General features: G+C 69.5%; 17 protein-coding genes. 7 read left to right on the plus strand and 10 right to left on the minus strand.

The genetic code is table 11. The annotated features are described in order from the left end of the window. Positions 1–30: 30 nt before the first annotated feature. On the minus strand, positions 31–1,275 hold the full coding sequence (locus tag MB901379_RS09305; protein WP_158016358.1) for an Rv1453 family transcriptional regulator: 1,245 nt from the start codon (positions 1,273–1,275) through the stop codon (positions 31–33). A 297-nt stretch (positions 1,276–1,572) separates the two neighbouring features. On the opposite strand from MB901379_RS09305, the gene MB901379_RS09310 reads away from it, so the two are divergent. Next, entirely contained in the window at positions 1,573–5,781 is a 4,209-nt protein-coding gene (locus MB901379_RS09310; RefSeq protein WP_158016359.1) for a PE family protein, read from the plus strand. 49 nt (positions 5,782–5,830) lie between these two features. Here MB901379_RS09310 and MB901379_RS09315 read toward each other — a convergent pair whose 3' ends face one another. The 7 genes from MB901379_RS09315 to MB901379_RS09345 all read right to left on the minus strand — a co-directional run bounded on the left by MB901379_RS09315 (position 5,831) and on the right by MB901379_RS09345 (position 12,656). Then, the gene (locus tag MB901379_RS09315) at positions 5,831–7,072 is read right to left on the minus strand and encodes an Rv1453 family transcriptional regulator (RefSeq protein WP_158016360.1); all 1,242 of its coding nucleotides are present in this window, start codon (positions 7,070–7,072) and stop codon (positions 5,831–5,833) included. A gap of 167 nt (positions 7,073–7,239) precedes the next feature. Next, on the minus strand, positions 7,240–8,817 hold the full coding sequence (locus tag MB901379_RS09320; protein WP_158016361.1) for a polyamine aminopropyltransferase: 1,578 nt from the start codon (positions 8,815–8,817) through the stop codon (positions 7,240–7,242). Next, positions 8,814–9,284, minus strand: coding sequence for a DUF350 domain-containing protein (locus MB901379_RS09325; protein WP_408632342.1), 471 nt, complete (start codon positions 9,282–9,284; stop codon positions 8,814–8,816). The genes MB901379_RS09320 and MB901379_RS09325 overlap by 4 nt, the downstream gene beginning before the upstream one ends. A gap of 33 nt (positions 9,285–9,317) precedes the next feature. Next, positions 9,318–9,749, minus strand: coding sequence for a DUF4247 domain-containing protein (locus tag MB901379_RS09330; protein ID WP_158016362.1), 432 nt, complete (start codon positions 9,747–9,749; stop codon positions 9,318–9,320). After that, on the minus strand, positions 9,746–10,258 hold the full coding sequence (locus tag MB901379_RS09335) for a DUF2617 family protein (RefSeq protein WP_158016363.1): 513 nt from the start codon (positions 10,256–10,258) through the stop codon (positions 9,746–9,748). Before MB901379_RS09335 ends, MB901379_RS09330 begins: the two co-directional genes overlap by 4 nt. A 19-nt stretch (positions 10,259–10,277) precedes the next feature. Beyond that, positions 10,278–10,886, minus strand: a complete 609-nt coding sequence (locus MB901379_RS09340) for a DUF4178 domain-containing protein (RefSeq protein ID WP_158016364.1) — start codon at positions 10,884–10,886, stop codon at positions 10,278–10,280. 219 nt (positions 10,887–11,105) lie between these two features. Beyond that, the gene (locus MB901379_RS09345; protein ID WP_158016365.1) at positions 11,106–12,656 is read right to left on the minus strand and encodes a phospholipase C; all 1,551 of its coding nucleotides are present in this window, start codon (positions 12,654–12,656) and stop codon (positions 11,106–11,108) included. Between the two features lie 461 nt (positions 12,657–13,117). On the opposite strand from MB901379_RS09345, the gene MB901379_RS09350 reads away from it, so the two are divergent. The 6 genes from MB901379_RS09350 (at position 13,118) to MB901379_RS09375 (ending at position 20,029) form a co-directional block, all read left to right on the plus strand. Next, positions 13,118–16,450 (plus strand): PE family protein, encoded by a 3,333-nt coding sequence (locus tag MB901379_RS09350; RefSeq protein ID WP_158016366.1) that lies wholly within the window; start codon positions 13,118–13,120, stop codon positions 16,448–16,450. Positions 16,451–16,631: 181 nt separating this feature from the next. Beyond that, positions 16,632–17,186 (plus strand): crossover junction endodeoxyribonuclease RuvC, encoded by a 555-nt coding sequence (gene ruvC, locus MB901379_RS09355; protein WP_158019053.1) that lies wholly within the window; start codon positions 16,632–16,634, stop codon positions 17,184–17,186. After that, positions 17,183–17,782 (plus strand): Holliday junction branch migration protein RuvA, encoded by a 600-nt coding sequence (gene ruvA, locus MB901379_RS09360; RefSeq protein WP_158016367.1) that lies wholly within the window; start codon positions 17,183–17,185, stop codon positions 17,780–17,782. The genes ruvC and ruvA overlap by 4 nt, the downstream gene beginning before the upstream one ends. Positions 17,783–17,786: 4 nt before the next feature. After that, entirely contained in the window at positions 17,787–18,836 is a 1,050-nt protein-coding gene (gene ruvB / locus MB901379_RS09365) for a Holliday junction branch migration DNA helicase RuvB (RefSeq protein ID WP_158016368.1), read from the plus strand. Between the two features lie 9 nt (positions 18,837–18,845). Continuing rightward, the gene (locus MB901379_RS09370) at positions 18,846–19,232 is read left to right on the plus strand and encodes a DUF1304 domain-containing protein (protein ID WP_158016371.1); all 387 of its coding nucleotides are present in this window, start codon (positions 18,846–18,848) and stop codon (positions 19,230–19,232) included. Positions 19,233–19,315: 83 nt separating this feature from the next. Continuing rightward, entirely contained in the window at positions 19,316–20,029 is a 714-nt protein-coding gene (locus tag MB901379_RS09375; protein ID WP_158016373.1) for a hypothetical protein, read from the plus strand. Positions 20,030–20,109: 80 nt separating this feature from the next. On the opposite strand, the gene MB901379_RS25000 is transcribed toward MB901379_RS09375, so the two are convergent. Continuing rightward, the gene (locus tag MB901379_RS25000; protein WP_158016375.1) at positions 20,110–22,248 is read right to left on the minus strand and encodes a PE family protein; all 2,139 of its coding nucleotides are present in this window, start codon (positions 22,246–22,248) and stop codon (positions 20,110–20,112) included. Between the two features lie 178 nt (positions 22,249–22,426). Beyond that, positions 22,427–25,954 carry a carboxylic acid reductase gene (gene car, locus MB901379_RS09385; protein WP_158016377.1) on the minus strand — a complete coding sequence of 1,176 codons (3,528 nt, stop codon included), beginning with the start codon at positions 25,952–25,954 and terminating at the stop codon, positions 22,427–22,429. Positions 25,955–26,029 lie beyond the last annotated feature (75 nt).

Consider the following 26,029-nt stretch of genomic DNA (forward strand, 5'->3'; position numbering starts at 1 on the left):
CGCGTGCTGATCGGCGAGCGGGCGGTGCGATCAGTTGAGTGCCTGCGGGGATTCGCCGGTTTGATTGCCTCGCCACTGCATGGTTTCCAGCGCGACCGCAACGTAGAGGCTGGTTTCGTCGAGCGGCCCCGGGAGCAGCCGCTGGGCCGCCTCAAGCCGATGCAGCAGGGTGTTTCGGTGGATGAAGAGCGCCTTAGCTGCACGCGACGCGTTGCATTGGTTCTTGATAAAGGTCAGCAGCGTGGTGTGCAGCTCCGGGCTGGCCGACACGAAGTCACCGAGCGTCGTCTTGATGAAATTGTCGCTGTTGTCCAGGTTTTGGGTGAGTAATGCGACCATCTCGACCTCGGCGAAAAATGCGACTCGTTGACTGGATCGAAGGCGCGCCAACATCTGTTGTGTGATGAGCGCGTCGAGATGGCTCCGTCGAAACCCCTCGATTCCCCGCGCCGGGGTCCCGATCGCGATGTGCGCTTGCGGCGCGCTGGCCAGCGCGTCGTCAAACGCATTGGCCTGGAAGGGTTTGGCGTCGCTGACCCAGACCCAGCGGGTAGCGGCGTTGGGCACCACCGCCAACGGTCGCCGGCCACCAGCGGCGTGGCCGAACGCGTCCACCACACGATCGAGCTCGGCGTAATCGCCGTCGGGCACCTCGCTCCAGATGACCGCAGCGGTATGAGATCGGTCCAGGTGGTATTCCAACTGGGTTTCGACGCGCTGGCAGTTGATGGGACTGCCATCGAGGATCGATTCGACGACCTTGCGGCGTTCGGCGAGAACGTTGTGGGTCAGTTCGTCGTGCTCCGCGCGCATCTGCGCAACCAAGGCGGCAAGCGTGGCATCGACGAATTCGTTGGCCGCGCGTACGGGTCCGTCGAGCAGCTCGCGTAACTCCTGAGGGTCGGAGGTCAGTCCGAACACGATTTCGGTCCAGCGTCGCAATGCCACGTTGTGCCCGATGCGGTAGACCTCGAGCGCCAGTGAGTCCATGCCGCAGCGCACCAGGTCTCGAGCCATGCGCAATTGTTCGGCACCCAGTAAGGGGGGTACCGGGGCTCCGGGATCGCGCAGGTTGGCGGCCGCGAAATGGAGCAGATTGGCACGGTTGGAGCGGCTGACAACGGCGGCCAGGGCGGGATCATCGGCAATGGCAGAGTTGGGAGCCAGCGTGGCGCGGTCAAGTTCATCGAGCCATTCCGGCTTGGGATTGAGCGCGATCCAGGATGCCTCGCGGATGAGTTCACGGATCCGCTGTGAGGGCTCTCGCCATACCACGGGCCGATATTAAGTCATCGGTTCCGGATGTAGCACTGTTTGCGGTGCTCGGGAAACGGGAGTGCATCCGGGACATCGAGGTCCGCACGGCAGGGGTGTGCCAGCCCGGTCCGGCGCTGGCCAAACGATCCGCGGACATGTGCATAGTGCAAGGTCTATCGACCCTGGTTGAGGGGGTTTTGCCCTTGGGTTGGCACATTGCCGGGCCGCACTATTGCGCGACGAATGCCCCGCGGGACACGGTGTCGGCCGCGTCTGCGGCCGGCATTGGGGTGTCGGGCTACTGAAAGGTGCGAGATGTCGTTTGTCGCTGTGACGCCGGAGGCAGTGGCAGCCGCGGCGTCGGATTTGGCGCGCATCGGATCAACCATTGGTGTGGCGAATGCGGCGGCCGCGGGGTCGATCACGACGGTGCTGGCCGCCGGCGCCGATGAGGTGTCGGCGGCGATCGCGGCGTTGTTCGGCGCGCACGCGCTGCAGTATCAGGCGCTCAGCGCGCAAGCCGCGGTCTTTCACCAGCAATTCGTCCACACGTTGAGCAGGGGTGTGGGGGCCTACGCGGCCGCCGAATTGGTCAACGCGTCGCCTCTGCACGGCGTTGAGCAAGACCTGCTGAACCTCGTCAACGCGCCTACCCAGGCGTTGTTTGGGCGCCCATTGATCGGCGACGGCGCCAGCGGAGCCGCCGGGACCGGGCAGGCCGGCGGGGCGGGCGGCATCTTGTGGGGCAATGGCGGCAACGGCGGCTCCGGCGGTTTCGGCCAGGCTGGTGGCGCCGGCGGTGAGGCCGGCTTGTTCGGCAACGGTGGCACCGGGGGTGCCGGCGGCGCATGGGACTACGCCGCGGCCGGTGGGGCCGGCGGGCGCGGTGGGTTGTTGTACGGCAACGGCGGCGCCGGCGGTGTTGGTGGCCAGGGGACGTTGGTCGGGGGTTCCGGAGGCGCCGGCGGGTGGACCGGGCTGATCGGGTCGGGCGGCGCCGGCGGCGCCGGCGGTACTGGTACTGCCCTCGCCGGAGGCGCTGGCGGGGCCGGCGGCAACGCCGGGGTGTTGTTCGGACCCGGCGGCATCGGTGGGGCCGGCGGTCAGGGCCTGATCAGCGGTGGGGCCGGCGGCGCCGGCGGCGACGGCGGGCTGATCGGCGATGGCGCGCTGGGTGGTGCCGGCGGTGTCGGCACGCATGACAGCGGGGTCGGTGGCCAGGGCGGCGGCGCCCGGTTGTTCGGCGCCGGTGGTGGCGGCGGGGCGGGCGGCGCCGGCGCGGGTTCGGGCAGCGGCGGCGCCGGCGGTGATGGTGGGTCCGGTGGGTTGGTGTACGGCAACGGTGGTGGCGGTGGGGCCGGCGGCGCCGGCGGTGACTCACTGATCAGCGGTATCGGTGGCGACGGAGGACGGGGCGGTGCCGGCGGTGCCGCGGGTCTTTGGGGTGTCGGTGGCCACGGCGGCAGCGGCGCGCACGGCGGCAATGGCGCTGCGGGAGGACTCGGCCTGCCCGGGAGCGGCGGCGGCGACGCCGGCAACGGCGGGGCCGGCGGGCGGGGCGGCTGGCTTCTCGGCGCGGGCGGGACCGGCGGGCTGGGCGGCGTTGGCGGGATCGGTGGCGCGGGTGGTTCGGGCGCCAATGCATTGGCGCTCGGCAGCGACGGCGGCAGCGGCGGCAATGGTGGCAACGGCGGGGCCGGCGGGGCCGGTGGCAGCGGAGGCCAGGGTGGCTTGCTCCGTTTTCTGAGCGGACAAGGTGCCGGCGGGGCCGGCGGTGACGGCGGGGCAGCGGGCGCGGCCGGTGACGGCGGAAACGGTGCCACGGGCACCTTCTTCGGCGGCAATGGCATCGGCGGTGCCGGTGGTAACGGTGGTGACCCCGGTATCGCTGGTGCCGGCGGCGCCGGCGGTAGCGGCGCCTCCCTGGGTTTGCATGGCGTCGACGGTGCCCAGCCCACCAGCGGCGGCAACGGCGGCAATGGGGGTCGCGGCGCGGACGCCGCCGGCGGGTTTTCCTCGAGCAGTGACGGCGGAAGAGGCGGAGCCGGTGGTGACGGCGGCCGCTACGGCAATGGTGGCGACGGTGGTGCCGGCGGTCGCGGCTTGACCGGAACCAGCGGTCCCTCGGCCATCGTGTCCGGACAATCCGGCATCGGCGGGGGCGAAGGCGGTCGAGGCGGCGACGGTGGGGCTGGCGGCATGGGCGGAGCCATGGCCGGCCATGGCGGGGACGGTGGCGACGGCGGCAGCGGTGGCAACGGAGGGGTGGGCGGCAACGGCAAAGCTGGCGATAACGGCGTCACCGGGGGCAACCTCGATGGCAAGGCCGGCGGGAACGGCGGGGCCGGGGGCACCGGCGGCAATGGCGGTAACGGCGGTGCGGGCGGTCACGCGCAAGCGGCGTCATACTCCGATGGAAGCCAAGGTGCTGGCGGGGCCGGGGGCAACGGCGGGGCCGGGGGGATCGCGGGCAACGGCGGCAACGGCGCAGACGCGGTGGCGAATACCGGTGCGTCCGGGGGTAACGGTGGTCACGGCGGTGACAACGGCGGCGGCGGTGCCGGCGGCTTGGGCGGTAGCGGTTCCACCGCTGGGGTCGACGGCGCGACCGGGGCGACCGCAAGCGCCGGCGGTAACGGCGGTAACGGCGGTAACGGCGCCGACTCGCCCGCGTTCGCCGGGAAGGGCGGCGCCGGCGGTAACGGCGGTGACGGCGGCTCGCACGGCAACGGCGGTCACGGCGGGGACGGTGGCAAAGGCGGAGCGGGTCAACCAGGTATCACGATCATCTCGCCGTCCGGAGCCGACGGCGGTAACGGCGACATGGGCGGCAGCGGCGGGGTCGGTGGTTCCGGCGGCAAGGGCGGAACCATGGCCGGTAACGGTGGCGACGGGGGCACCGGTGGCATGGGTGGCGCCGGCGGCGACGGCGGCAGGGGCGGGGACGGCGGGCTGGACCAGCTGGGCAGCATCGACGGCGGCGATGGCGGCAACGGCGGAACCGGGGGGATCGGCGGCAACGGCGGTAGTGGCGGAACGGCTGCGCACGGCGCCCAAGGCAAGGGCGGGGCCGGCGGAACGGGAGGCACCGGCGGGGTCGCCGGCGATGGTGGGAACGGTCTGGACGCGGCCGGCGGCTCCGGTGCGGCCGGGGGCAACGGCGGGCACGGCGGCGACAACGGCGGCGGCGGTGCCGGCGGCAAAGGCGGCGGCGGCTCCACACCAGGTGGCGACGGCAAGACCGGCGCAACCCCGGACGCCGGCGGTAACGGCGGCAATGGAGGCCATGGCGGCAGCGCCGCCACCGGTTCCTCAGCCAAGGGTGGGGCTGGTGGTGACGGTGGTGATGGCGGCTCGCACGGCGATGGCGGCAAAGGCGGCAACGGTGGAGCGGGTGGCTCCGGTGCCGGCGGGGCGGACGCCACCCAGGCCAGTGCAAAAGGCGGGGCCGGGCTCAACGGTGGCGTCGGTGGTGCCGGGGGAGCCGGCGGCGATGGTGGAGCCATGGCCGGTAACGGCGGTGCCGGCGGTACCGGCGGCAACGGCGGGGGTGGAGGCACCGGCGGCAAGGGCGGTGGCGGGTCCGCCGGTGGTGCCGGCGTCGGAGGCACCAACGAGGGTGCCGGTGGCAACGGCGGGGGTGGAGGCACCGGCGGCGACGGCGGCAAGGGTGGCGGCGGGGGCGCTGGCGGTGCTGGCGGCCAGGCACATGCGGGCGGGGCATATCACGATGGCGCTACCGGCGCCGGCGGCCTCGGGGGCAAGGGGGGCACCGGCGGCACCGGCGGCAACGGCGGTGATGGCGGCAACGGCGCCGATGCGGTTGTGCTCCATGCCTTTGCCGGTAGCGGCGGTGCCGGCGGCAACGGCGGCGGTGGCGGAGTGGGCGGCTCCGGTGGTGCCGGCGGCGCCAGCGGCAATGGCTTGACCACCTCGGCGGACGGCTCGACCGGAGGTGTGGGCGCCGGCGGCAACGGCGGTAACGGCGGTAACGGCGGTGGCGCCGACGGCGGTGGCATCGTCAATCCCAAGGCCGGCAACGGAGGCCACGGCGGCCGCGGCGGCGACGGTGCCACCGGCGGCACCGGCGGCAACGGCGGCGGAGGCGGCCGGGGCGGTCCGGGAACGCTGGCCACCGGCGGCAGCGGCGGTGATGGCGGTAACGGCGGTGTCGCCAGCAACGGTGTGGGTGGCAAGGGTGGGGGCGGCGGCGTCGGTGGCCGCGGTGGCGACTACTCCATCATCTCCAATGCTGGCGATGGCGGCATCGGTGGCACGGGCGGCAACGGCGGTAGTGGCACCGCGGGCCCCGGGCACGGCGGCCGCGGTGGTGACGGCGGCGCCGGTGGTACCGGATCGGGCACACCCCCGCCCTTCGGCGGCGGCTCCCCCGGCGGCACCGGTGGCTCCGGTGGTGGCGGCGGTAAGAACGGCAACGGACTGCCGGGCTTTGGCGGCCTTCCCGGTTCGGGTCCCAACGGGGTTGCCGGTGGCGCCGGCGGTCCCGGCGGGACCGGCGGCTGAGGACTTCACCTGGCCACGTGGCCGCCAGTTTCCTAGGTCGCTTCGCCAATTAGTGGCGGTGTTCGGGCCCGCCGTTTTGGTTGTTGCGCCACCGCAGCACTTCAAGCGCGACGGCTATCTGAGTGATGTTGCCGTCGAGCGGTCGGGGCAGCAGTCGCTGAGCCGTCTCGAGCCGCTGAACCAAGGTATTTCGGTGGATGTAGAGCAGCCCGGCGGCATGGGTGGCGTTGCATTGTTGGTTGATATAGGTCAGCACGGTGGTGTGCAGGGCCGGGTTGGCTGATTCGAATTCGCCCAGGGTGTTCTTGATGAAGGCGTCGGTGTCGCGTGGAGCTTGAGTCAGCAACGCGACCATCTCGATGTCGGCGAAGCAGGTCACTCGCCGGTTGGCCCCGAGGCGAAGCAGCGTGCGTTGGGTGGTGAGTGCTTCGATGTGGCTGCGACGGAACCCCTCAAGACCTCCGGTGGTGCTGCCGATTGCGATGCGCGCCGGTGATGTCGTGTTGAAGACCTCATGAAGCCGATCTTGATCGAGCCGGGCTACGTCGGTTAGCCAAGCCCAGCGTGTCGTTTCGCTGGCAGTCACGAGCAGCCAGCGGGGGCTGCCGAGTGCGTGGCTGACGGCCTCGGCCGCGCGGTCCAGCTGGCCGTGGTCGGCATCGGGGTGGTCAATCCAGATGATGGCGGCGGTGTGAGCTGGCTCCAACGGGTAGCCCAGCTGGGTTTCCGCCCGCTCGCGGCTGATCGGGGCCCCCTCGAGCAATAGCTCGACGACCTTGCGGCGTTTGGCGCGCACATCGCGGGTCAGCTCGTCGTGTTCGAGCTGCATCTGGACGGCAAGACCGGCCAGCGTGGCATCCACGAAATCGTTGGCTGATCGCACCGGGATATCGAGCAGCTCGCGTAGCTCGTCGGGGTCGGAGGTGAGTTCGAACGCGATCTCGGTCCAGCGACGCAAAGCCACGTTCTGTCCGATGCGGTAGACGTCCAGCGCCGCCTTGTCGTGGCCATGGCGCACCAGCTCTCGAGCCATCCGCAGCTGCTCGTTGCCCAGGTTGGGCGACACCGGGGCGCCCGGATTGTGCAGGTTGGCGGCGGCGAAGTGGATCATGTTCGAGCGATTAGAGCGGCTGACGACCGCGGCCAGGGCGGGGTCCTCGGCGATGCTGGGGTTGGCGGCCAGGGTGGCGCGGTCGACCGCGTCGAGCCATTCGGGGGTGGGGTTTAGCGCCATCCATGACCCTTGGCGGATCAGTTCACATATTCGCGGTGAGGGTTGTTGCCATGCCACATGCGTGATCGTAAGGCCTTATGTGAACTATGCACGGTGCATTCTCAGTGATTGTTGGGTTTATACATATCGGGTTGTGGTGTTGCCGCCAGCACCACGGATTCACCAGCCGCCCGGCGCTGCCGGCGTCCAGGGCGGCAATCCGATCGGCCACCGCCTCTCGGGAATTAGTCGTAGCCGTGGCGCATGTCGTCGACAATGCGTGGATTTTCCAAGGTTGAGGGCTCGAGCTGGCGCGGCGCCACGTCATCGGAGAACACGGCGGCGGCATCCAACACCTGCTGGTTCAGGAAGCGCAAGGCGGGGGCAGACCGGGGCACCGCGGGTTTCGGTGCGATGTCGCCGTGGCGCGCCAAGACGAACCCCCAGTCGCCGAACGTGGGCACATGCACGTGGTAGGGGGTGACCGCGTAGCCGGCGGACCGGATCGTGGAGATGGTGCGCCAGAACGCCGTGGGGGTGGAAAAGGGGCTGCCGGCCTGCACGACCATCAGCCCGTCGGGGGCAAGCGCGCGCCCGGCCAGCGCGTAGAACTCGGTGGAATAAAGCCGGCCCAACGCGGGTGTGTCGGGATCGGGCAGGTCGACGATCACCGCGTCGAAGCCGCCCGAGGGGATCTGAGCCGCGCGCAGCCAGCGCATCGCGTCGTCGATCACGACGTGCACCCGGGGGTGGTCCAGCGCACCGCGGTTGGCGTCGCGCATGGTGGTGCGGGCCAGCTCGATGACCGCGGGATCCAGCTCGACCTGCGTGATCGTCTGCACGCCGGGTAGCCGAAGCAGTTCGCGCGCCGCCAGGCCGTCGCCGCCGCCCAGGACCAGCACCGAGCGGGCGCCGTCACGCAACCCGGGATAGACCAGGGTTTCGGTGTAGCGGTACTCGTCGCGGGTGGAAAACTGCAAACCCCCATCCAGGTAGAGGCGCATGTCGTTGCCGCGGCGGGTGACCACGATTTCCTGATAGACCGAGTGTCGGTAGGCGATGATCGGGTCGGCGTAGAGCTGTTGGCGGCTGGTGGTTTCGATTTCGCGTGCCCGGAGTAGCAGCGTGACCAGCAACATCAGCGCCGCGGCAAGTGCGCCCAGCGCGGTGACCAGTTGGCGGGTGGAGCCCACGTGACGCAGTAGGAAGAGCGACACGATCGCCGCCGCCACCAGGTTCACCATCCCGGTGACCGCGGCGCCGCGGATCATGCCCAGGTGGGGAAGCAAGACGAACGGCCAGACCAGCCCGCCGACCAACGCCCCCAGATAGTCCGCGGCGTTCAGGTTGGCCAGCGTGCGGCCGGTGTCGGTGGGGCCGGCCACCCGGCCGCGTTGCAGCAGTGTCATCAGCAGCGGCACCTCGGCACCGACCAGTCCACCGATCAGTGCCGTGCCGAGGGCCAGCACCCACGTTGACCCATCGACAAAGGCAAACGCCACGTACAAGGCGGTCGCCGAAAGTCCACCAATGATGCCCAGCAACGCCTCGACCGCGATGAAGGTGATGGCCGCGTGCGCCAACAGCGGTTTTATCACCAGGGCGCCGGCGCCCAGGGCAGCGATGTAGCCCGCGACGATTAACGAGGTGGCGACGATGCCACCACCGTTGAGGCTGGTAGAGAGCGTTAACAGCGCGAGTTCGTAGACGATGCCGCACGCCGCACACGCCGCGACGGCGGCAAGCAGCAGCGCACGCCACCGTCTCGGGGGCTCGGACGGGATTGCCTCGGCGGCCGGCGGTGACGGATCGGTGGTGGTCATGACAGCGCGGCGGCGATCACACCTCCCGCCGACAGCAGCATCACTGCCGTGGCGAACGCGGCCGGATGCAGCTGCGTGGCCTCGATGTGATCACGAAAGCGACCCGGCACCGCAATTTCCAGAATCACCAGCGCCACCCCTTGCAGGGCAACGCCGACGAGCCCGTACAACGCCACCCCGAGCAGTCCCTCACCCAACTGGCTGGAGCTGGTGAAGATGGCGCTGATGATGACGAGGGCGAGCGCGGCGTACATGGAGCAGGCCAGGACGACAGCGTTGGGGCGACGCTCCACGAACACCAGTTGCCGCAGGTTTCCCGGGGTCAGCAGGTTGACCATCACGAAGCCGGCGAGCAGGACGACGAACGCGACGAGGAAGTACAGGATGCTGGCGACCACACCCCGTAGGAGCGGATCGACGCTCAACGTGCCGAAACTGACTCCGGCTAGGTTCAGGGCCTGGTGCATGAGGGTCTCCTTTGCGTGTGCGTCAAGTGCGTCTTACTTGCTGCCGCCCGGGCCGCCGGGACTGCCACCCGAACCGCCCGACGGAGATCCGGGATAAAACCCGGGGCCGAGAAAAATGTAGGACCCGTGGTTGTATCCGGCACTGAGGTTTTCGACTCGGATGACGCACGGAAAGGTGCCATCAGGACCGACGCTGACGATGTTGCGTCGGTAGCGCATGTATTCGGTGTCCCCGTAGGACGCACGCGCCGCGGGCGACTTGTACTTGGCCAGGGTGTTGGCCACGTCCTTGGCCGATCCCGTGCAGAGGTAACGCGTTCCGTTTACGTCACGCGATTCTTCGCGATAGTGGGACGCAATATACGAACTGATGTCGCGGTTCAACAGCGTTATTCCGAAAACCAAGGACACGGTGGCCGCGACCGCAAGTGCGCCGGCAATCACAAACAAACGGTTGCGGCTCATGGACACCACCGGCTGCTGGTGTGTACCACCGTTCCTCCGGACCCGGAAGGGTTCAGCGGGTACAGATGCCAGGTCCGCCAGTACCAGCCGCTGCCTTCGGGCCGGGCCGTCAGCACGGTCAACGCGGCGTCATCGCCGGGAAACGCCCCGCCCAGCCATCCGTCGTTGTGGGTACATCGCCGGCGAAGGTCGTGTGCGAGGCGGCGAAAGGCCGGTTCGTCGTGCGTGTCGGTGCCGGTCTGCAAGCGATACCCCGGTGCCTCGGACTGCGCGGGCAGACTGCCGCCGTGAGTGCGTGCGGTACAGGACACTTCCTCGGAGAAGCGTTCGCTGCCGCGGTGCACGGTGATGAGGTGCGATGCGCCCAGCACGCCGAGCAGCAAGGTGCCACCGTCGGGGTGATGCAAGCGGTAGCTGGCCAGCGGCTGGGGGGCGGGCACGTTGAGCGCGAGCCCAAGCCGGGCTCCGGATACGTCAGCCGGAGCCACGGCGAGCTGATGAAACGGCACCTACCGGTCCTCTGATGTTCTAGGTAGCCGCCGGCGGCGCGGGGTAAACGGTAAGTTCGCCGGTCAACACCGACTTACCGGTCGATATCTCCCAGGGCATCTCCGGCGCCCATCGCTCGAACGACAGCAGCGCGGACTTGTCGGCCGCCGTGTAGTCGACGTAGTCCATGTCCCCGCCGGCCGGCAGACCCGTCGTTCCTTCGGTGGTGTAGCCGGCGCTGCCGCGCTCCGCTTCCTGGAACGTCACCCCGTCGACCACGTGTACGCCGCTGGGCTGCAATGCGAGGTCCGTGCGCTTCACCCACATCGCCAGCTCGAGTCGCCCGTCGTCTTCTTCGACGCTGAACCACAGCGGCTGGTCGCCCCCCTCGAGCAGGTGCTCCCACCACACGAAAGGGCCTTCTCGGAAGGTAACCGACCCGCGGACCACGTAGTCGATGCCGCCGTAGCTGACGATTGCTCCAGGACCGAGTTGGCGCGGGCCAAACTGAGGCATTGCGTTGAACGACAGCGGGTCTTGCCGCCCGCCCGGCTGCGCTGTCGTCTTCGGCCGCTTCATCGCCGTGACGAGAACGATGATCGAAGCGATGAACAGTGCCACCGCGAGCACGACCAGCAGTGATCCCACGCGAACCCTTCCGTACCGCTAGCGAACGTGCGCCTTAACGTAACAGCTTTGTCCCTCGCACCTGGCGGCGACGCGGTGACCGATGCCGCGCATACCGGCGCAACCCACCGCAACACATAAGGCGACACATAAATGGTGCACCCGACACGCCGAAGATCGTCGCCAAGGATTATGACTCGCGCAGCGTGCGGCGGGGGCGACCCGGCTTGGCCTGGCCGGTCAGCAGATGCCGCTGGGAATCCCGCGGGTGGGCGTGGTTTCTTGGGTGGGCATTGTTTGCGGATAGGGCACCCGATAGGGACGCGCGTAGCCCTCGTACCCCGGCACCAGGCTGCCGACACATTGCGGCAGCTTCGGGACGGTGGTCAGTCTGGGGTGGCTCAGTTTTGGTCGCGACGGGTTCGGCGGGACGGCGAAGTTGAACGTCGACGTCATATCGCCGGTCACGCTGCGGCGCCAGGCGGTCAGATTGGGGACCGGCACGCCGAACCGGGTTTCCAGTAATCGCAGCTGTGAGGTGTGGTCGAAGGTGTCGTGCACCATCAGCGGTCCGCGGCTGTAGGGAGAAATGACCAGACAGGGGACGCGGAACCCCAGGCCGATCGGACCCCTGATGCCGCCGGAACCGGCGACCGCGTTGATATCGGGCACCGTCACATATTCGCCGGGCGTCCCAGGGGGCGCCGTCGGCGGCACGACGTGGTCAAAGAAACCGCCATTTTCGTCATAGCTGACGATCAGCGCGGTTTTTTCCCACACCGCGGGATTGGCCAGCAGAATCCGCAGTGCGTCCACGATCGCGATGGCGCCGGCCGCCGCCGGGAACGCGGGGTGTTCGGAGTAGAAGAAGTTCGGTACCAGCCAGGAGACCTGAGGAAGTCTGTTGGCCATGACGTCGGTGATGAAATCCGTGGGGTAAAACGGCGCGATCCCATAGCGAGCCAAATCCGACCTCGGGTTTTGCGACTGCTTGAAGTTCGCCATGATGGCTCCGTAGCCAGCGAGCGAATCGATAACCCTCCCCAGGGTTTTTGATTCGTATACCTTCCAGCTGATCCCGCCCGCGCTGAGGTTCTCGGCCATGGTTGTCCAGCTGAACCGGCCGATCCGGGGAATGTCCGGATTAACCAGTTGGGGCCCACCCTGGGCGCCAGCGGGGTCAACGGACGCACTCACCCAATACAGCCGGTTGGGCAAGGTCCCACCGATGAGCGAGCAGTGGTAGTTGTCGCAGACCGTGAACGTGTCGGCAAGCAGGTAGTGAATGGGCAGATCGTCGCGTTGGTAATAGCCCATCACCACACCGATGTTGGCCTGCGGAGCGGTTCCGGCGCGCGCCGGCAGCCAGTTGTCGTTGGCGCCGTTGTTCCATGACAGGTGTTGCGCGATCCACTGATGGTCGGGGTCGTTGACGCATTCGCCGTTGAGCAGGGGGCCTCGGGTGGTGTCGAAGCGGTACGGGATGGTGATCCCGGCAGGGTCAAGCGCCTGTGTCTGCGGATTCCAGCCCCTTTGCTGAAATAGCGGCGAGGCGGTGTCGAACCCGTCGATCCCGGACAGCGTGCCGAAATAATGGTCGAATGAGCGATTCTCCTGCATGATCAGCACGACGTGCTCGATGTCGGTCAGGTGCCCGGAGCACGGGCCGGCAGCGTAGGCTTTCTCAATCACCGGGCCCGCCCAATTCAATTGACAGGCAGCGGCACTCAGCGCGGTCGCCTTGGCCAGAAATTCGCGGCGCGAAAGCCCGTCGACTGAGTTCGATCCCAACGCTATTCCTTAGCGCGGCAATTCGATCGTTGCCGACCGCCCGGGATAACCGGCACTAGAGATGGCGGCTGCGGCACTGGGGAGCGCGTGACATTAGCGCAGACGGTTCCGCCCAGAAATATACGACGCAATATTTCTCGTCCGAGCCGCTGCATATCGTCACTCTTTCGCGTTTGCTCGGCGCTCAGGGTATAGGAGCGTGACCACCGATCCTGGGACGTACCAGCGGCGAGTCGGACAAGGGCCGCGATCAAGGGCAGAGGCCCAAGGTCCCAGGCCGGCAGGACTTCGGTGCTTCAGCGCCACCAGGGCGAGTGTGCAATTTGCCTCATCGACCCGGCCGCGTTCTGGGGATTGTGCCCTTGACCAGGGGTTATCCGGGCACGCAGATAGATACCTGTCGGATTGAACCCTGTGAGCCCGAGGACGCGGCGCGGTCTCGGATCGATCGGAGGTACGGGATGTCGTTTCTCGCGGTGCCGGACTTTATGGTGGCTTCGGCAGCGGACTTGGCGGGTATTGGGTCGCTTGTGAGTGCGGCCAATGCCGCCGCGGCATTTCCAACCACCGAGATCTTGGTTGCCGCCGAAGACGAGGTGTCCAAGGCGATTGCGGCATTGTTTGGCGCGCACGCCCGGGAATATCAGGAATTGAGTGCACAGGCGTCGGCATTTCACAGCCGGTTCGTGCAGACCTTGACCGGAGGCGCCGGCGCATATATGGCCGCGGAGGCGGCAAATGTCTCCCCCCTGGCGACGTTTGAGCAGGATCTGCTGGGTCTGATCAACGCGCCCACGCAGGCGCTCTTCGGTCGTCCGCTGATCGGCAACGGCGCTGATGGGGCCGCGGGCACCGGGCAAGCCGGTGGGGCCGGTGGGATCTTGATCGGTAACGGCGGTAATGGCGGCTCCGGCGTAGACAATCTGTCGGGTACCACCGGTGGGGCCGGCGGGGCCGGCGGAGCCGCGGGGCTGTTCGGCAGTGGTGGGGCCGGCGGGACCGGCGGGTCGGGGTTTGTCAGTGCGGGCGCCGGTGGGGCCGGCGGGGCTGGCGGGTTGCTGTTCGGCAACGGTGGGGTTGGTGGTGCCGGCGGATCGGGCGGCTTCGGTGGTGGTTCCGGAGGCGTCGGCGGCCAGGGCGGGCTGTTCGGCAGCGGCGGGGCTGGCGGGGTCGGCGGATCGGGCGATGACGGCGGGTCCGGCGGTGTCGGCGGTAACGCGGGATGGTTCGGCAATGCCGGCCACGGTGGCGCGGGCGCGGCGGGCGCCCTGAACGGCGGGTCCGGTGGGTCGGGCGGGGCGGGCGGGCTGCTCGGTGCCGGCGGAGACGGCGGGGCCGGCGGGTCTGGCGAATTCGGTGGGGGTGCCGGCGGGGCCGCCGGAAACGGTGGATTCCTGTATGGCGCCGGCGGGGCCGGCGGGCACGGGGGTGTCGGCGGGTCGTTTGGTTCCGGCGGGTCCGGCGGTGATGGCGGCGGTAGCGGGCTGATCGGCGGCGGTGGTGTCGGCGGGGGCGGTGGCAACGGCGCCGTGTCCGGCGGTGCCGGCGGTGCTGGCGGCAATGCTTGGGTGCTCGGTGCGGGCGGGGTCGGCGGTGTCGGCGGGGACGGTGGCATCAGCGCGATCGGGGTCGGTGGCGATGGTGGTGCCGGCGGAAATGGTGGCATCGGCGGCCTGTTGGCCGGCAACGCCGGCAACGGGGGCGCTGGTGGCGCCGGCGGTAACGGTCTCACCGGTCCTGACGTCGCCGCCGGGATGCGCGGCGGTGACGGTGGCAACGGTGGAACCGGTGGTGCGGGTGGGCGCGCCACTGGCCTGTTCGCTGCGGGTGGCAATGGTGGCGCGGGCGGGACGCCCGGCAATGGCGGTGGTGGTGGCGGCGGCGACCTCAGCGTCAACGGTGGCGCCGGCGGCAACGGCGGCAACGGTGGCGACCCCGGTGCCGGAGGGGCTGGCGGGTCCGCGCTCCTGGGTTCGCACGGTGCCAACGGCGCCACCGTCACTAGCGGAGGTCATGGTGGCGACGGCGGTGCCGGCGCGGCCGCCACGGCGCCGGGTGGCGAGGGTGCGCGGGGTGGCAACGGCGGCGACGGAGGGCTGGTGGGCAACGGCGGCAATGGTGGCCGCGGCGGCAGCGGCGCGGACGGCGCCAACGGTTCCGCGGGCGCTGGCGTGGGTGCCGGCGGACAGGATGGCTTCGGTGGCGGCAACGGTGGCGCGGGCGGAATCGGTGGCAAGGGCGGAGCGCTGGCCGGCAATGGCGGCGGCGGTGGCGCGGGCGGTGACGGCGGTACCGGCGGCGAGGGCGGTAAGGGTGGCAACGGGCAAGCGGGCAGCGACGGCGGGATGGGCGGTACCGGTGGTGGGGGCGGTCAAGGCGGCAACGGCGGCGCAGGCGGGGCCGCGTTGGCCGCGTCGGGCACCCAGGGCGCTGGTGGCGACGGCGGCCAGGGTGGCGACAGCGGCAAGGGCGGGAGCGGCGGCAGGGGCGGCGCCGGTAACCCCGCGGTCAACGATGGGATCGGTGGCAACGGTGGCAACGGTGGCAACCCCGGCCAGGCCGGAGGAGGTGGGCAGGGCGGCAGCGGCTCCACTGCCGGCCTGACCGGTGCGCAGGGTGCCATGGCGATGGACGGCGGCGACGGGGGCGCCGGCGGCAAGGGCGCCGACGGCGTGTTCACCAGCGACGGCAACGGCAGGGACGGCGGCAACGGCGGCGACGGTGGGCTGGTCGGCAACGGCGGCCAAGGCGGCAACGGCGGGACGGGAGCGGTCGGCGGCGTCGGCGCCAATGGGGAGTTCGGTTCACCCGACGGCGCTATGGGACACAACGGCGGTGACGGCGGCAACGGTGGCCGCGGCGGCAGGGCCGGCGCGTTGCATGGTGACGGTGGCCAGGGCGGGGCCGGTGGTGGCGGCGGCGACGGCGGCAAGGGCGGTGACGGCCTTCAAGGCACCGACGGAATCCAAACGCCACTCCTTGCCAACGGCAAGGCCGGCGGCCAAGGCGGCGCCGGCGGCCAAGGCGGGCACGGCGGTAACGGAGGGTCAGGAGGCGCCGCGTTGGCGGGCCAGGACGGTGCGGGCGGCGCCGGCGGCGACGGCGGCAACAGCGGCGCTGGCGGCAACGGCGGCGGCGGCGGCAAGGGCGCCGACGGCGATCAGACTTTCGGTTCCACCCCCGTCGGTAACGGCGGGAATGGCGGCAACGGTGGCGCCGCCGGTGCGGCCGGGGTGCACGGCGACGGCGGTACCGGTTCCAGCACGGGCACCGACGGCGCGGACGGCATCCGAGGTGACGGGGGCGCCGGTGGGGCCGGCGGAAATGGCGGCACCGGCGGAGCCGGCAGCACGGTGGAGTCACGGATCGGTGGCGACGGCGGAGCCGGCGGGAACGGCGGGGAGGGGGTTAACGGCGGGAACGGCGGTGGCGGTGGCAAGGGCGGCAACGGTCACACCGTGCTCCCGGGAAGCTTCAGCCAAGGCGGTTTCGGCGGCACCGGCGGCAACGGCGGCAACGGTGGTGCCGGCGTTGGTGACAGCGCAGGCAACGGGGCGGGCGGCACCGGCGGTAAGGCCGGTAGCGGTGGCAACGGTGGCGGCGGCAACGTTGGGGGCAACGGTGGCGACAGCGGCACGGGCGGGGCCGGCGGCGGCGGCGTTTCTAACCACGTTGCCGGGGGCGGCGGCACTGGCAGCGGGATCCGATTCGGCGACGTCAGCTCGGGTCAGCTCGGCGGGACCGGCGGCATCGGCGGTGACGGTGGCACCGGCGGGGGGACACGTCATACCTGATGGTTCGGGTATGAGACCGCCTTTGAGGAGTCGCGCTTAGGGAGTCGCCGAGGGCTACCCGTTGGCGATGTGCCAGCGGCGTTGCGCTGCGCCCGCGTGTCCTGCCCGCGAATGTCGGGCCCAGCCGCTAGGCTATCGAACAGCTGTTCGGGCCCCGATGTTGATGGACTGGGAGCATGTGGTGCGGGTGATGGGTGTCGACCCCGGGTTGACGCGGTGCGGGCTGTCGTTGGTCGAAAATGGGCGTGGTCGCCAACTGACCGCGCTGGACGTCGACGTGGTGCGCACGCCCTCGGGTCACGCCGTGTCGGAGCGATTGCTGGCCATCAGCGATGCCGTCGAGCACTGGCTGGACACGCATCACCCGGATGTGCTGGCCATCGAGCGGGTGTTCTCCCAGGTGAATGTGACCACGGTGATGGGTACTGCGCAGGCCGGCGGCGTGATTGCGCTGGCCGCGGCCAAACGCGGTATCGACGTGCACTTCCATACCCCCACCGAGGTCAAAGCGGCGGTCACCGGCAATGGTGCCGCCGACAAGGCGCAAGTCACCGCGATGGTTACCAGAATCCTTGCGCTGCAAAGCAAACCGACACCCGCCGACGCTGCCGACGCGCTGGCCCTGGCGATCTGCCACTGTTGGCGGGCGCCGATGATCGCCCGGATGGCCAAGGCTGAGGCCTTGGCCGAGCGGCAGCGGCGCAACTACGCGGCGAAGTTGAAGGCCGCACGATGATCGCCTCGGTAAGCGGTGAGGTGCTCGCGGTCGCGCTTGATCACGTGGTGATCGAGGCCGCCGGCGTCGGCTACCGGGTGAACGCGACCCCGGCGACGCTGGCGACGTTGCGGCAGGGCACCCAGGCCCGGCTGGTGACCGCGATGATCGTGCGTGAGGATTCGATGACGCTGTACGGGTTTCATGATGGCGAAACCCGCGACCTATTTTCGACGTTGTTGTCGGTGTCGGGCGTCGGTCCCCGGCTGGCGATGGCAACGCTGGCCGTACACGACGCGCCGGCACTGCGGCAGGCGCTGGCCGACGGCGACGTCGCCGCGCTGACTCGGGTGCCCGGCATCGGCAAGCGCAGCGCCGAGCGGATGGTGCTGGAACTGCGCGACAAGGTGGGGCCGGCCGGCGAGTCCGCGACGGCGGGGGCCCCTGCCGTCAACGGCCGTGCGGTGCGCAGCCCCGTGGTCGAGGCGCTCGTCGGCCTCGGTTTTGCCGCGAAGCAGGCGGAGGAGGCAACCGACAAGGTATTGGCCGCAGACCAGGACGCGACTACGTCCAGCGCGCTGCGGGCCGCGCTATCGCTGCTGGGAAAGGCCCGCTGAACCGATGGATTCGGACGATCCTGCGGACCGTGACGTCTCGCCGGCGCTGACCGTCGGCGAGGGTGACATCGACGTCAGCCTGCGGCCCCGCTCGTTGCGCGAGTTCATCGGCCAGCCCCGGGTACGCGAACAGCTGCAGCTGGTCATCGAGGGAGCCAAAAATCGCGGCGGCACGCCGGATCACATTCTGCTGTCCGGCCCGCCCGGCCTCGGTAAGACGTCGCTGGCCATGATCATCGCCGCCGAACTGGGGTCGTCGCTGCGGGTGACGTCGGGTCCGGCCCTGGAACGCGCGGGTGATCTGGCCGCCATGCTGTCGAACCTGGTTGAGCATGACGTGCTGTTCATCGACGAGATCCATCGCATCGCCCGGCCCGCCGAGGAAATGCTTTATCTGGCGATGGAGGATTTCCGCGTCGACGTGGTCGTCGGCAAGGGCCCGGGGGCCACCTCGATCCCGCTGGAAGTGGCGCCCTTCACCCTGGTCGGCGCGACCACTCGATCCGGTGCGCTGACCGGCCCGCTGCGTGACCGGTTCGGTTTCACCGCGCACATGGATTTCTACGAGCCCACCGAGCTAGAGCGGGTGTTGGCCCGCTCGGCCGGGATTTTGGGCATCGAGCTGGGCGCCGAGGCGGGCGCGGAGATCGCGCGCCGCTCGCGGGGGACACCGCGGATCGCCAACCGGTTGCTGCGCCGGGTCCGGGACTTTGCCGAAGTACGTGCCGACGGCGTTATCACGCGCGACGTCGCGAAATCCGCGCTAGAGGTCTATGACGTCGACGAGCTGGGCCTGGATCGGCTGGACCGCGCGGTGTTGTCGGCGCTGACCCGCAGCTTCGGCGGTGGTCCGGTCGGGGTTTCGACGCTGGCGGTGGCGGTGGGGGAGGAAGCGGCCACGGTGGAGGAAGTGTGCGAGCCGTTCCTGGTACGCGCCGGTATGGTGGCCCGGACCCCGCGCGGCCGGGTGGCGACCGCGCTGGCCTGGACTCACCTAGGGATGACTGCGCCGGCCGGGGCCGGCGGGCTCAGTCAGCCAGGGCTCTTCGAATAGGAGGATGCGATGATCACCGCCGCGTTGGTATTCGCCGGGTTGGCTGCGCTGCTCCACGTCTACATCTTCATCATGGAATCGCTGACTTGGACGTCGCCCCGCACCCGCGCGACCTTTGGCACCACACCCGAGGAGGCCGAGACCACCAAATTGTTGGCGTTCAATCAGGGCTTCTACAACCTGTTCCTGGCGATTGTCGGCGGCTTGGGCGTCGCCGCGGTGGCCATGGGGTACAGGGGAATCGGAGCCGCGCTCATCTTTGCCGGTGTCGGGCCGATGGCCGCGGCGGCGGTCGTATTGGTGATCTCGGCGCCCGACAAGGCGCGGGCCGCGGTGACGCAGGGCTTGTTCCCGGTGATCGCCCTTGTCCTGCTTGGGTTCGGGCTGCTGTCGTAGCCGCATGCTGGCGAGCCCTGAGACGGGCGTTACATCGTCTGCCTGTTCGGGTACCCGAGAAGGTATCTGAAGAGGAGATTGCGATGATGCACACAGAAGATCGCCCAGCCAGGCTACGCATGCCACGCTCTCGAGGAGCGGTGACCGGGATACTTCTGGTGGTCCTGGGAGCTTGGGGAGCGCTGATCCCGTTCGTCGGGCCCAGCTTCGATTTCGGCTACACCCCTGGCCACGCTTGGACCGCTGCCCGAGGCTGGCTCGAGGTGTTGCCGGGGACCGTCACCGCGGTCGCCGGCCTGCTGTTGATCATTTCCAAGAACCGCGCCAGTGCGGTATTTGGCGGCTGGTTAGCCGGCCTGGCCGGTGCATGGTTTGTGGTCGGCGGGTCGTTCGCCCCGTTGTTGCGGATCGGCTCGGTTGGCGACCCGGTTGCGGTCCCGAATCTCAAACGCGCCCTGATCGAGGTCTCGTATTTTTCGGGCTTGGGTGTGGTGATCGTGTTCCTGGCCGGAGCAGTCTTGTCGCGGCTGGTGGCGCGGCTGGCGCGCGATGTCCAGCCGGTAACGCAGCCCGCGGAGGAACCCGCCTACGCGGTGCCCGCGGCCGAGGCGTCCGACGCGTCCGAGGCGGATGAAACAGCAGAGTCAGCCACCACAAACCCGGCGTCCGAGGAGCGTGAGGAAGAGCCTCGGTCAAAGGACGAGGGCGTACCGCAGGAAACCGAGGAGAGCGAGGCCGCGACCGAGCATCACGGCCTATCGTTCCACCCGTTCCGCCGACGCCGCGCCGGCGTATAGATCGACCTGCAGTCGGGCTTCGATCCCAGCGAGATGAAATGGTGCCCGCAGCCGTTCGGTCGGCGTCGTAGATCCGGGTGCTAGCCGGACTGTCCGGCGCCGCCCGCGGCGCTGGCGGCTGCTTGGAAGGCATTGCCGCCGAAGCCGCCGGAGCCGCCCTTGGCGCCATCGCCGCCCGCGCCGCCGGATGTGGTGCCGGTTCCTCCGGCGCCGCCGTTGGCTCCATTGCCGCCGCTGCCACCGTCAATGCCGAATGCGGACGCTAGGCCGCCCCCGCCCCCGCCGCCGCCGGTGCCCGCCGGGGCCCCGACGCCTCCGGTGCCGCCGACGGCGCTGGTGAAGGCGGCGGCGCCGTTGAAGGCTATGGCGTTACCTCCGGAGCCACCGTTTCCTGCGGTGCCGCCGGGACCGCCGGCGGCACCGCCTCCGCCTCCGCCTCCGCCGACGGCCCCTTTCGCGGCCGCCGCCCCCGCGCCACCTCCGCCGCCCCCGCCGCCGGTGCCACCGTCCGCGCCGGAGGCACTGCCGCCGCTGCCGCCTCCGCCGCCGGTACCTCCGCTGGCACTACCGGCATCGGGGGTCGGGCCGGCGTTGCTACTCGACGCGGCGCCGCCGGTACCGCCGGTGCCGCCGGTGCCGCCCTGGCCGCCGAGGGCACCGTTGCCTCCGCCGTTGCCGCCGTGGCCACCCGCGCCTCCGCCCCCGCCGCCGCCGCCGTACCCGAGGGCCGTTGCGATGCCGGAGCTGTTTTGGCCGCCGTAGCCACCGTTGCCGCCGGTACCGCCTTGGCCGCCCTGGCCACCGGTGGCGTTGGCGGTCCCGGGTGCCCCTCCGTTCCCGCCGGCACCGCCGTTGCCGCCGGTACCGCCGCTCGCGCTGGCGGTGCCGCCAGTACCGGTGTTGATGCCGCCCTGACCACCGGCACCGCCATTGCCGCCGATGCCGCCGTTGCCGCCGGCACCGCCGCCGACCCCGCCGACGCCCGCGCCGCCGGCGCCGCCGGCGCCGCCGGTCCCGCCGTCGCCGCCTGGGCCGCCCGTGGTCGGCGAGGTGCCGTCGATGCCGGTCGTGCCGACGCTGCCGGCTCCTCCGTCGCCGCCAAGACCGCCGGTGCCGCCGGTGCCGGTGCTGCCGTCGGCACCGGCGGTCGCCAGGAAATTGAATGGCGTTGTGGCGGCGCCGCCGGCCCCACTGGCCCCGGCACCGCCGCCGGTGCCGCCCATTGCGCCGTCGCCTCCGGTCGTGCCAAAGCCCGTGGCGTCGCCGCCGTTGCCGCCCCACCCGCCGACTCCGCCCAAGCCGCCGGCCCCGCCGGCGCCCCCGGCCCCGCCAATCAACGCCTGGTCGGCACCGCCGGCGCCGCCGGCCCCACCGGCCCCACCGAAACCGCCGATTTGTCCGGTCATCCCGGCCGGCCCCGCGGTCCCCGAAGCCCCGTCCGCACCGGCCCCACCAGCACCGCCGGCACCGCCGGCCCCGAACAACGACACCAGCTGCCTATTGGCTCCGCCGGCCCCACCGTCGCCGCCGGCCCCGCCTGCCTGCGCGGTGGTGCCGGGCGCACCGGCCGCACCGGCCGCACCGGCCCCACCGGAGCCACCGGTCCCGCCGTTGCCACCGCCGATCAGCCCGTTGGCCCCGCCGGCGCCGCCGGTTCCGCCCGCACCACCAGGGGTGGTCGCGTTTCCGCCGGCGCCGCCGGCCCCGCCGGCACCCCACAGGCCCGCTGACCCGCCAGCACCACCGGCCTGCCCGGGCGCGCCCGACCCACCGTTGCCGCCGTTGCCTACAATCCATCCGCCGGCCCCACCGGCCGCCCCGGTACCGTCGAGCCCATTGGCGCCGTTGCCGATCAGTGGGCGACCGGTCAGCATCTGGCTGGGGGCGTTGATGCTTGCCAGCAATTCCTGCTCCAGCGTTTGCAGTGGCGAGGCGTTGGCCGCCTCAGTCGCCGAATACGCCCTCACGCCCGCAAGTAATGCCTGTACAAAGTCGGTATGGAAGCGCGCCATGCGCGCGCTGAGCGTCTGAAATTCCTGCGCATAGGCGCCAAACATCCTGGTGACCGCCACCGATATCTCATCGCCGGCCAGGGGGGCTATCGCCGTGGTCGAGGGTGCGGCTGCCCCTGTGGCCGCCCGCACGGCTTGCCCAATCCCACCCAAATCGTCGGCCGCGGCGGTCAAGACCTCAGGTGCTGCGAACACAAAAGACGACATGGTGAGTTCTCCCGTAGACGGCGTTTAATCTCCTATGAATGTCGCACGCCCACCACATACGTCCCATAGAAAACTCAAAGAATTAGCAAAAATTCATCTAGCATGTCGCCGCGGAGGTCCGTCGCTGAGCCCCGAATGATGCTTTGCACGTTCGCAGTTCATTCTGGGCGGATTGATCTCAGAGCAGGCCGAGCAGTCTCAGGTCGTTGACGTACTTGACGATGATCGGCGGGCAGACGTGCGGAATATCTTTGTCGGGGCCGATTTTCGCTTCCTGTACCGCCGCGCGGAAATTATCGGTGGGCGCGATCGATCCACGGACGGGTTTTTCGGGCGTCCGATAGTTGTGCAACAGCGGCAGCAGTGAACTGTGCCGTTGCCGGTCCGGCAGGGCACGCAACGCGGTTTCGAAGCGCTGCAGCCAATCGCCGTAGTCGGCGATGCGATGTATTGGGTAACCGGCTTCGTTCAGCCAGTCGACGAATTCGTCGAGTCCGATGCCGTCGTCGTACGGATTCATCACGTGATAGGTGTGGAACCCGTCCTGGCTTTGCGCACCCAAAGTCGAGATCGCATCGGCGATGAACTCGACCGGCAAACCGTCATAGTGGGCGCGTTGCCGGGAGCCGTCGGCGGCAAGCTGGTAGAACGAACCAGGCGCGATACCGGTGGCCACCAGGCTCAGGATCATCCGGGTGAACATGTCCGGCACATTGAGCTGGCCCGCCCATGTGGTGTCGGCCAGGATCATGTCGCAGCGGAACACGGCAACGGGCAGACCGCACCGATCATGGGCTTCGCGCAACAGCACCTCGCCGGCCCACTTGCTGTTCGAGTAGCCATTGGCGTAGCTGTCGTCGACGGCGCGGGTTGCGCTGATGACCCGGATATCGGCGTCCTCGGTGAACGCCGATGGCGGGATCTGGTCGGCAACCCCGATCGTGGAGGTGTAGGTGTAGGGCTTGATTTTCGTGGTCAGCGCCAGCCGCAACAGCTCGGCGGTTCCCAGCGCGTTCGGCCCGAACAGCTGGCTATATGGCAGTACGTGGTTGACCAGCGCTGCCGGGTCGACGATCAGATCGACCGTGTTGGCCAGGCGTTGCCAGGTTGGCCGGTCCAGGCCGAGGTCGGCTTCACCCTTGTCGCCGGCGAGCACCTCGAGATGATCGGTGGCCAGTTCTCGGTAGTGGCGCTGCAGCTCGGGGTCACCGCTATCGAACGTCCGGTCCAGCCGTGCCCTCGCCTCTTCGTCGGACTTGGCCCGCACCAGGCAGATCAATTGTCCGTCGACCAGGTCCATCCGCTGCAGCCACTCCAGGGCTAGGTAGCGACCCAGGAAGCCGGTGGCGCCGGTGAGCAGCACGGTGCGGACCTGGGTGTTGGCCACCGGAAGGTTGGGCGCCTCGGCCAGCGTGGCGGCATCGATGAACTTGTCCAGCGTGAGGTCGCGGGCGTGTACCCGATCTGGTGAGGCCCCATGCACCGAGGCGTAGCTGGGGCGTTCGGCGCCGGGCGTGCGGGCCGTTTCGATGTAATCGGCGAGCGCTCGTAAGTCATTGGCCGGGCTGACGATGACGCCCACCGGCACGTCGATGTCGAAGATCTCCTTGAGCAGGTTGGCGAAGGACAGCGCCGAAAGCGAATCACCACCCAGATCACTGAAGTGAGCACTGGGCCGCAGGTCGGTAGCGGCAGTGCCCAGTAGCGCGGCGGCGGCCCGGCCCAGCGTCTCGAGCACCGGCGCATCGGCACCGCCGGCGCGCAGGGCGCGTAGTTCGTTGGCTTGGTTGTCCGCCAGGTCGGCGTAGAGCTGCTCTAGACGCTCGGCATAGACCTTCTTCAACTGCGGCCGCGCTAGCTTGCGGATCCCGGTGAGCAGTCCGTTCTCCAGCGTCCATGGCGTCGTTTCGACGATGAAGTCGCGCGGAATCTCATACGACTGCAGCGCGGCGGCCCGGGCCACCTCTTGAAGGGAATCGGCGAGACGTGGCCGCAGCTCGTCGATGTCGAAGCGCGCCAATGCCTCCTCGGTGGGGACGATCACCGCCAGCAAGTAGGCCCGGGCGCTATTGCCGTGGATGAAGATTTGCCGCACCAGGGGGCTGTCGCCGAACACCGCCTCGAGCTTGGAGACCGTAACGAACTCGCCCTGAGACAGCTTCAACACGTTGTTGCGCCGGTCGAGGTAGACGAATTCCTCGGGGCCGACTTGGGCCATGATGTCGCCGGTGCGGTAGAAACCCTCGGGGTCGAACACCTCGGCGGTGGTCTCCGGCCTGTGGTAGTAGCCGGGGAACAAGCTCTGCGTCTTGACCAGCAGTTCGCCGCGAGGATGGGGCTGGTCGGTCACAAAGTAGCCCAGTTCGGGCACGTCGACGAGCTTGTAATCGATCACCGATGGGCGCCGTATGCGGTCCTCGTTCAGGACCATGCCCGCCTCGGTGGAGCCGTATCCCTCGACCAAATGCAGGTCCAGTAGGGAGTCGACCCAGGCCTTCATCTCCGGTGAGATCGGCGCGGAGCCGGTGACCGCCGTGACGTATCGGCCGCCGAGCAAGTTTTGCCGTAGTTCGGCCTTCACCCGCTCCTCGACGGCGGCGACGTCGGTGTCCGCCGAAGTCCGCCGGGCAACCTCGCGCTGGAACTCTTCGAACAGCATGTCCCAGATACGCGGCACGAAGGTCAGGTCGGTCGGCCGCACCAACGCGAGATCTTGGAACAATGTCGAGAGGTCGCTGTTGGCCACGAAGTAGGCGGTGCCGCCGGTTGAGAGGCTTCCGTAGAGCCCCTGACGCCCCATGACGTGGCTCATCGGCATGAAGTTGAGCGTGATCGAGGGGTATGTCTCCAGCTCGAACCAGGCGCCCGACCGGCGCCAGAAGTTCATCACCCGGCTGGCCGGGTACATCGCGCCTTTGGGCGTGCCGGTGCTGCCCGAGGTGTAGATCAGCAGCGCCAGCGGGTCTTGCGGATCGTCGGCGGAGGTCGCGGTGGGTAGCGCATACGGTCGAGCCGTTCCCGCCCGTCCGCGCTCGAGCAGCGCGTCGAGCGTCTCCACCACCACCTCGCTGTCGGCCAGGCGCGCCCGAGCGGCGTCGACGGCTTCTCGCTGCTCGTCGACGTCGCGATGGTAGTTGAACACGACCAGCCGGGCAGGGGTGTGGCCGGTCAGCACCAGCTCCACGGCCTGGTCAAGGCTGTCGACACTGGCGGCGATCAGGGTCGGCTCGGTTTCGGCAATGATGGGCTGCAGCGCTGTGGTCGCCGCGCTGGTCTGCAAAGGTACGGCCACCGCGGTCATCACGTTTAGTGCGATGTCGATGACCGTGTAGTCGACGCTGTTGAAGCCCAGCACGCAGACACGATCACCAGGCCGGACGGACTGTGTCTCGGCCAATGCGGTTGCCAACGCGCCGACGCGGTCCCAGAGCTCGCCGTAGGTCAGTGTCTCGAAGTGCGGAAGTAGCCGCAGCGATGTACGCCCGGTGGTGGGGTCGGCCACGAGCTGGTTCGCGCGCTGGCCCAGCGCCGGACGGTCCGCGTACCCCTCCATGACGGTCTGGATGAGCCGCGGTAGTCCGATACCGGGTTCCTCGAGCGTCCGACTGATTGCATCGCTGGGTTTGGCGGCGGCGAACTGCGCGTCGTTGCGGTAAAGGTCTTCGATGCGGCGGGTCAGCCGGGCTTCTTGGGAATTAGTGGACATCAAAGGTCCTCTCGCTGTGGGTGAGAGATGGGGAGAGCGTCGACGCTGCTCATAACGTTAGTTAAAGTAACGATC

It is taken from the genome of Mycobacterium basiliense (assembly GCF_900292015.1).
GTDB lineage: Bacteria > Actinomycetota > Actinomycetes > Mycobacteriales > Mycobacteriaceae > Mycobacterium > Mycobacterium basiliense.

Excerpts from the sequence above, each read along its gene's own strand:
- MB901379_RS09310 (WP_158016359.1), top strand. The coding sequence starts at position 1,573 with ATGTCGTTTGTCGCTGTGACGCCGGAGGCAGTGGCAGCCGCGGCGTCG.
- MB901379_RS09320 (WP_158016361.1), bottom strand. The coding sequence starts at position 8,817 with ATGACCACCACCGATCCGTCACCGCCGGCCGCCGAGGCAATCCCGTCC.
- MB901379_RS09325 (WP_408632342.1), bottom strand. The coding sequence starts at position 9,284 with ATGCACCAGGCCCTGAACCTAGCCGGAGTCAGTTTCGGCACGTTGAGC.
- MB901379_RS09330 (WP_158016362.1), bottom strand. The coding sequence starts at position 9,749 with ATGAGCCGCAACCGTTTGTTTGTGATTGCCGGCGCACTTGCGGTCGCG.
- MB901379_RS09350 (WP_158016366.1), top strand. The coding sequence starts at position 13,118 with ATGTCGTTTCTCGCGGTGCCGGACTTTATGGTGGCTTCGGCAGCGGAC.
- ruvA (WP_158016367.1), top strand. The coding sequence starts at position 17,183 with ATGATCGCCTCGGTAAGCGGTGAGGTGCTCGCGGTCGCGCTTGATCAC.
- ruvB (WP_158016368.1), top strand. The coding sequence starts at position 17,787 with ATGGATTCGGACGATCCTGCGGACCGTGACGTCTCGCCGGCGCTGACC.
- MB901379_RS09370 (WP_158016371.1), top strand. The coding sequence starts at position 18,846 with ATGATCACCGCCGCGTTGGTATTCGCCGGGTTGGCTGCGCTGCTCCAC.
- MB901379_RS09375 (WP_158016373.1), top strand. The coding sequence starts at position 19,316 with ATGATGCACACAGAAGATCGCCCAGCCAGGCTACGCATGCCACGCTCT.
- MB901379_RS25000 (WP_158016375.1), bottom strand. The coding sequence starts at position 22,248 with ATGTCGTCTTTTGTGTTCGCAGCACCTGAGGTCTTGACCGCCGCGGCC.
- car (WP_158016377.1), bottom strand. The coding sequence starts at position 25,954 with ATGTCCACTAATTCCCAAGAAGCCCGGCTGACCCGCCGCATCGAAGAC.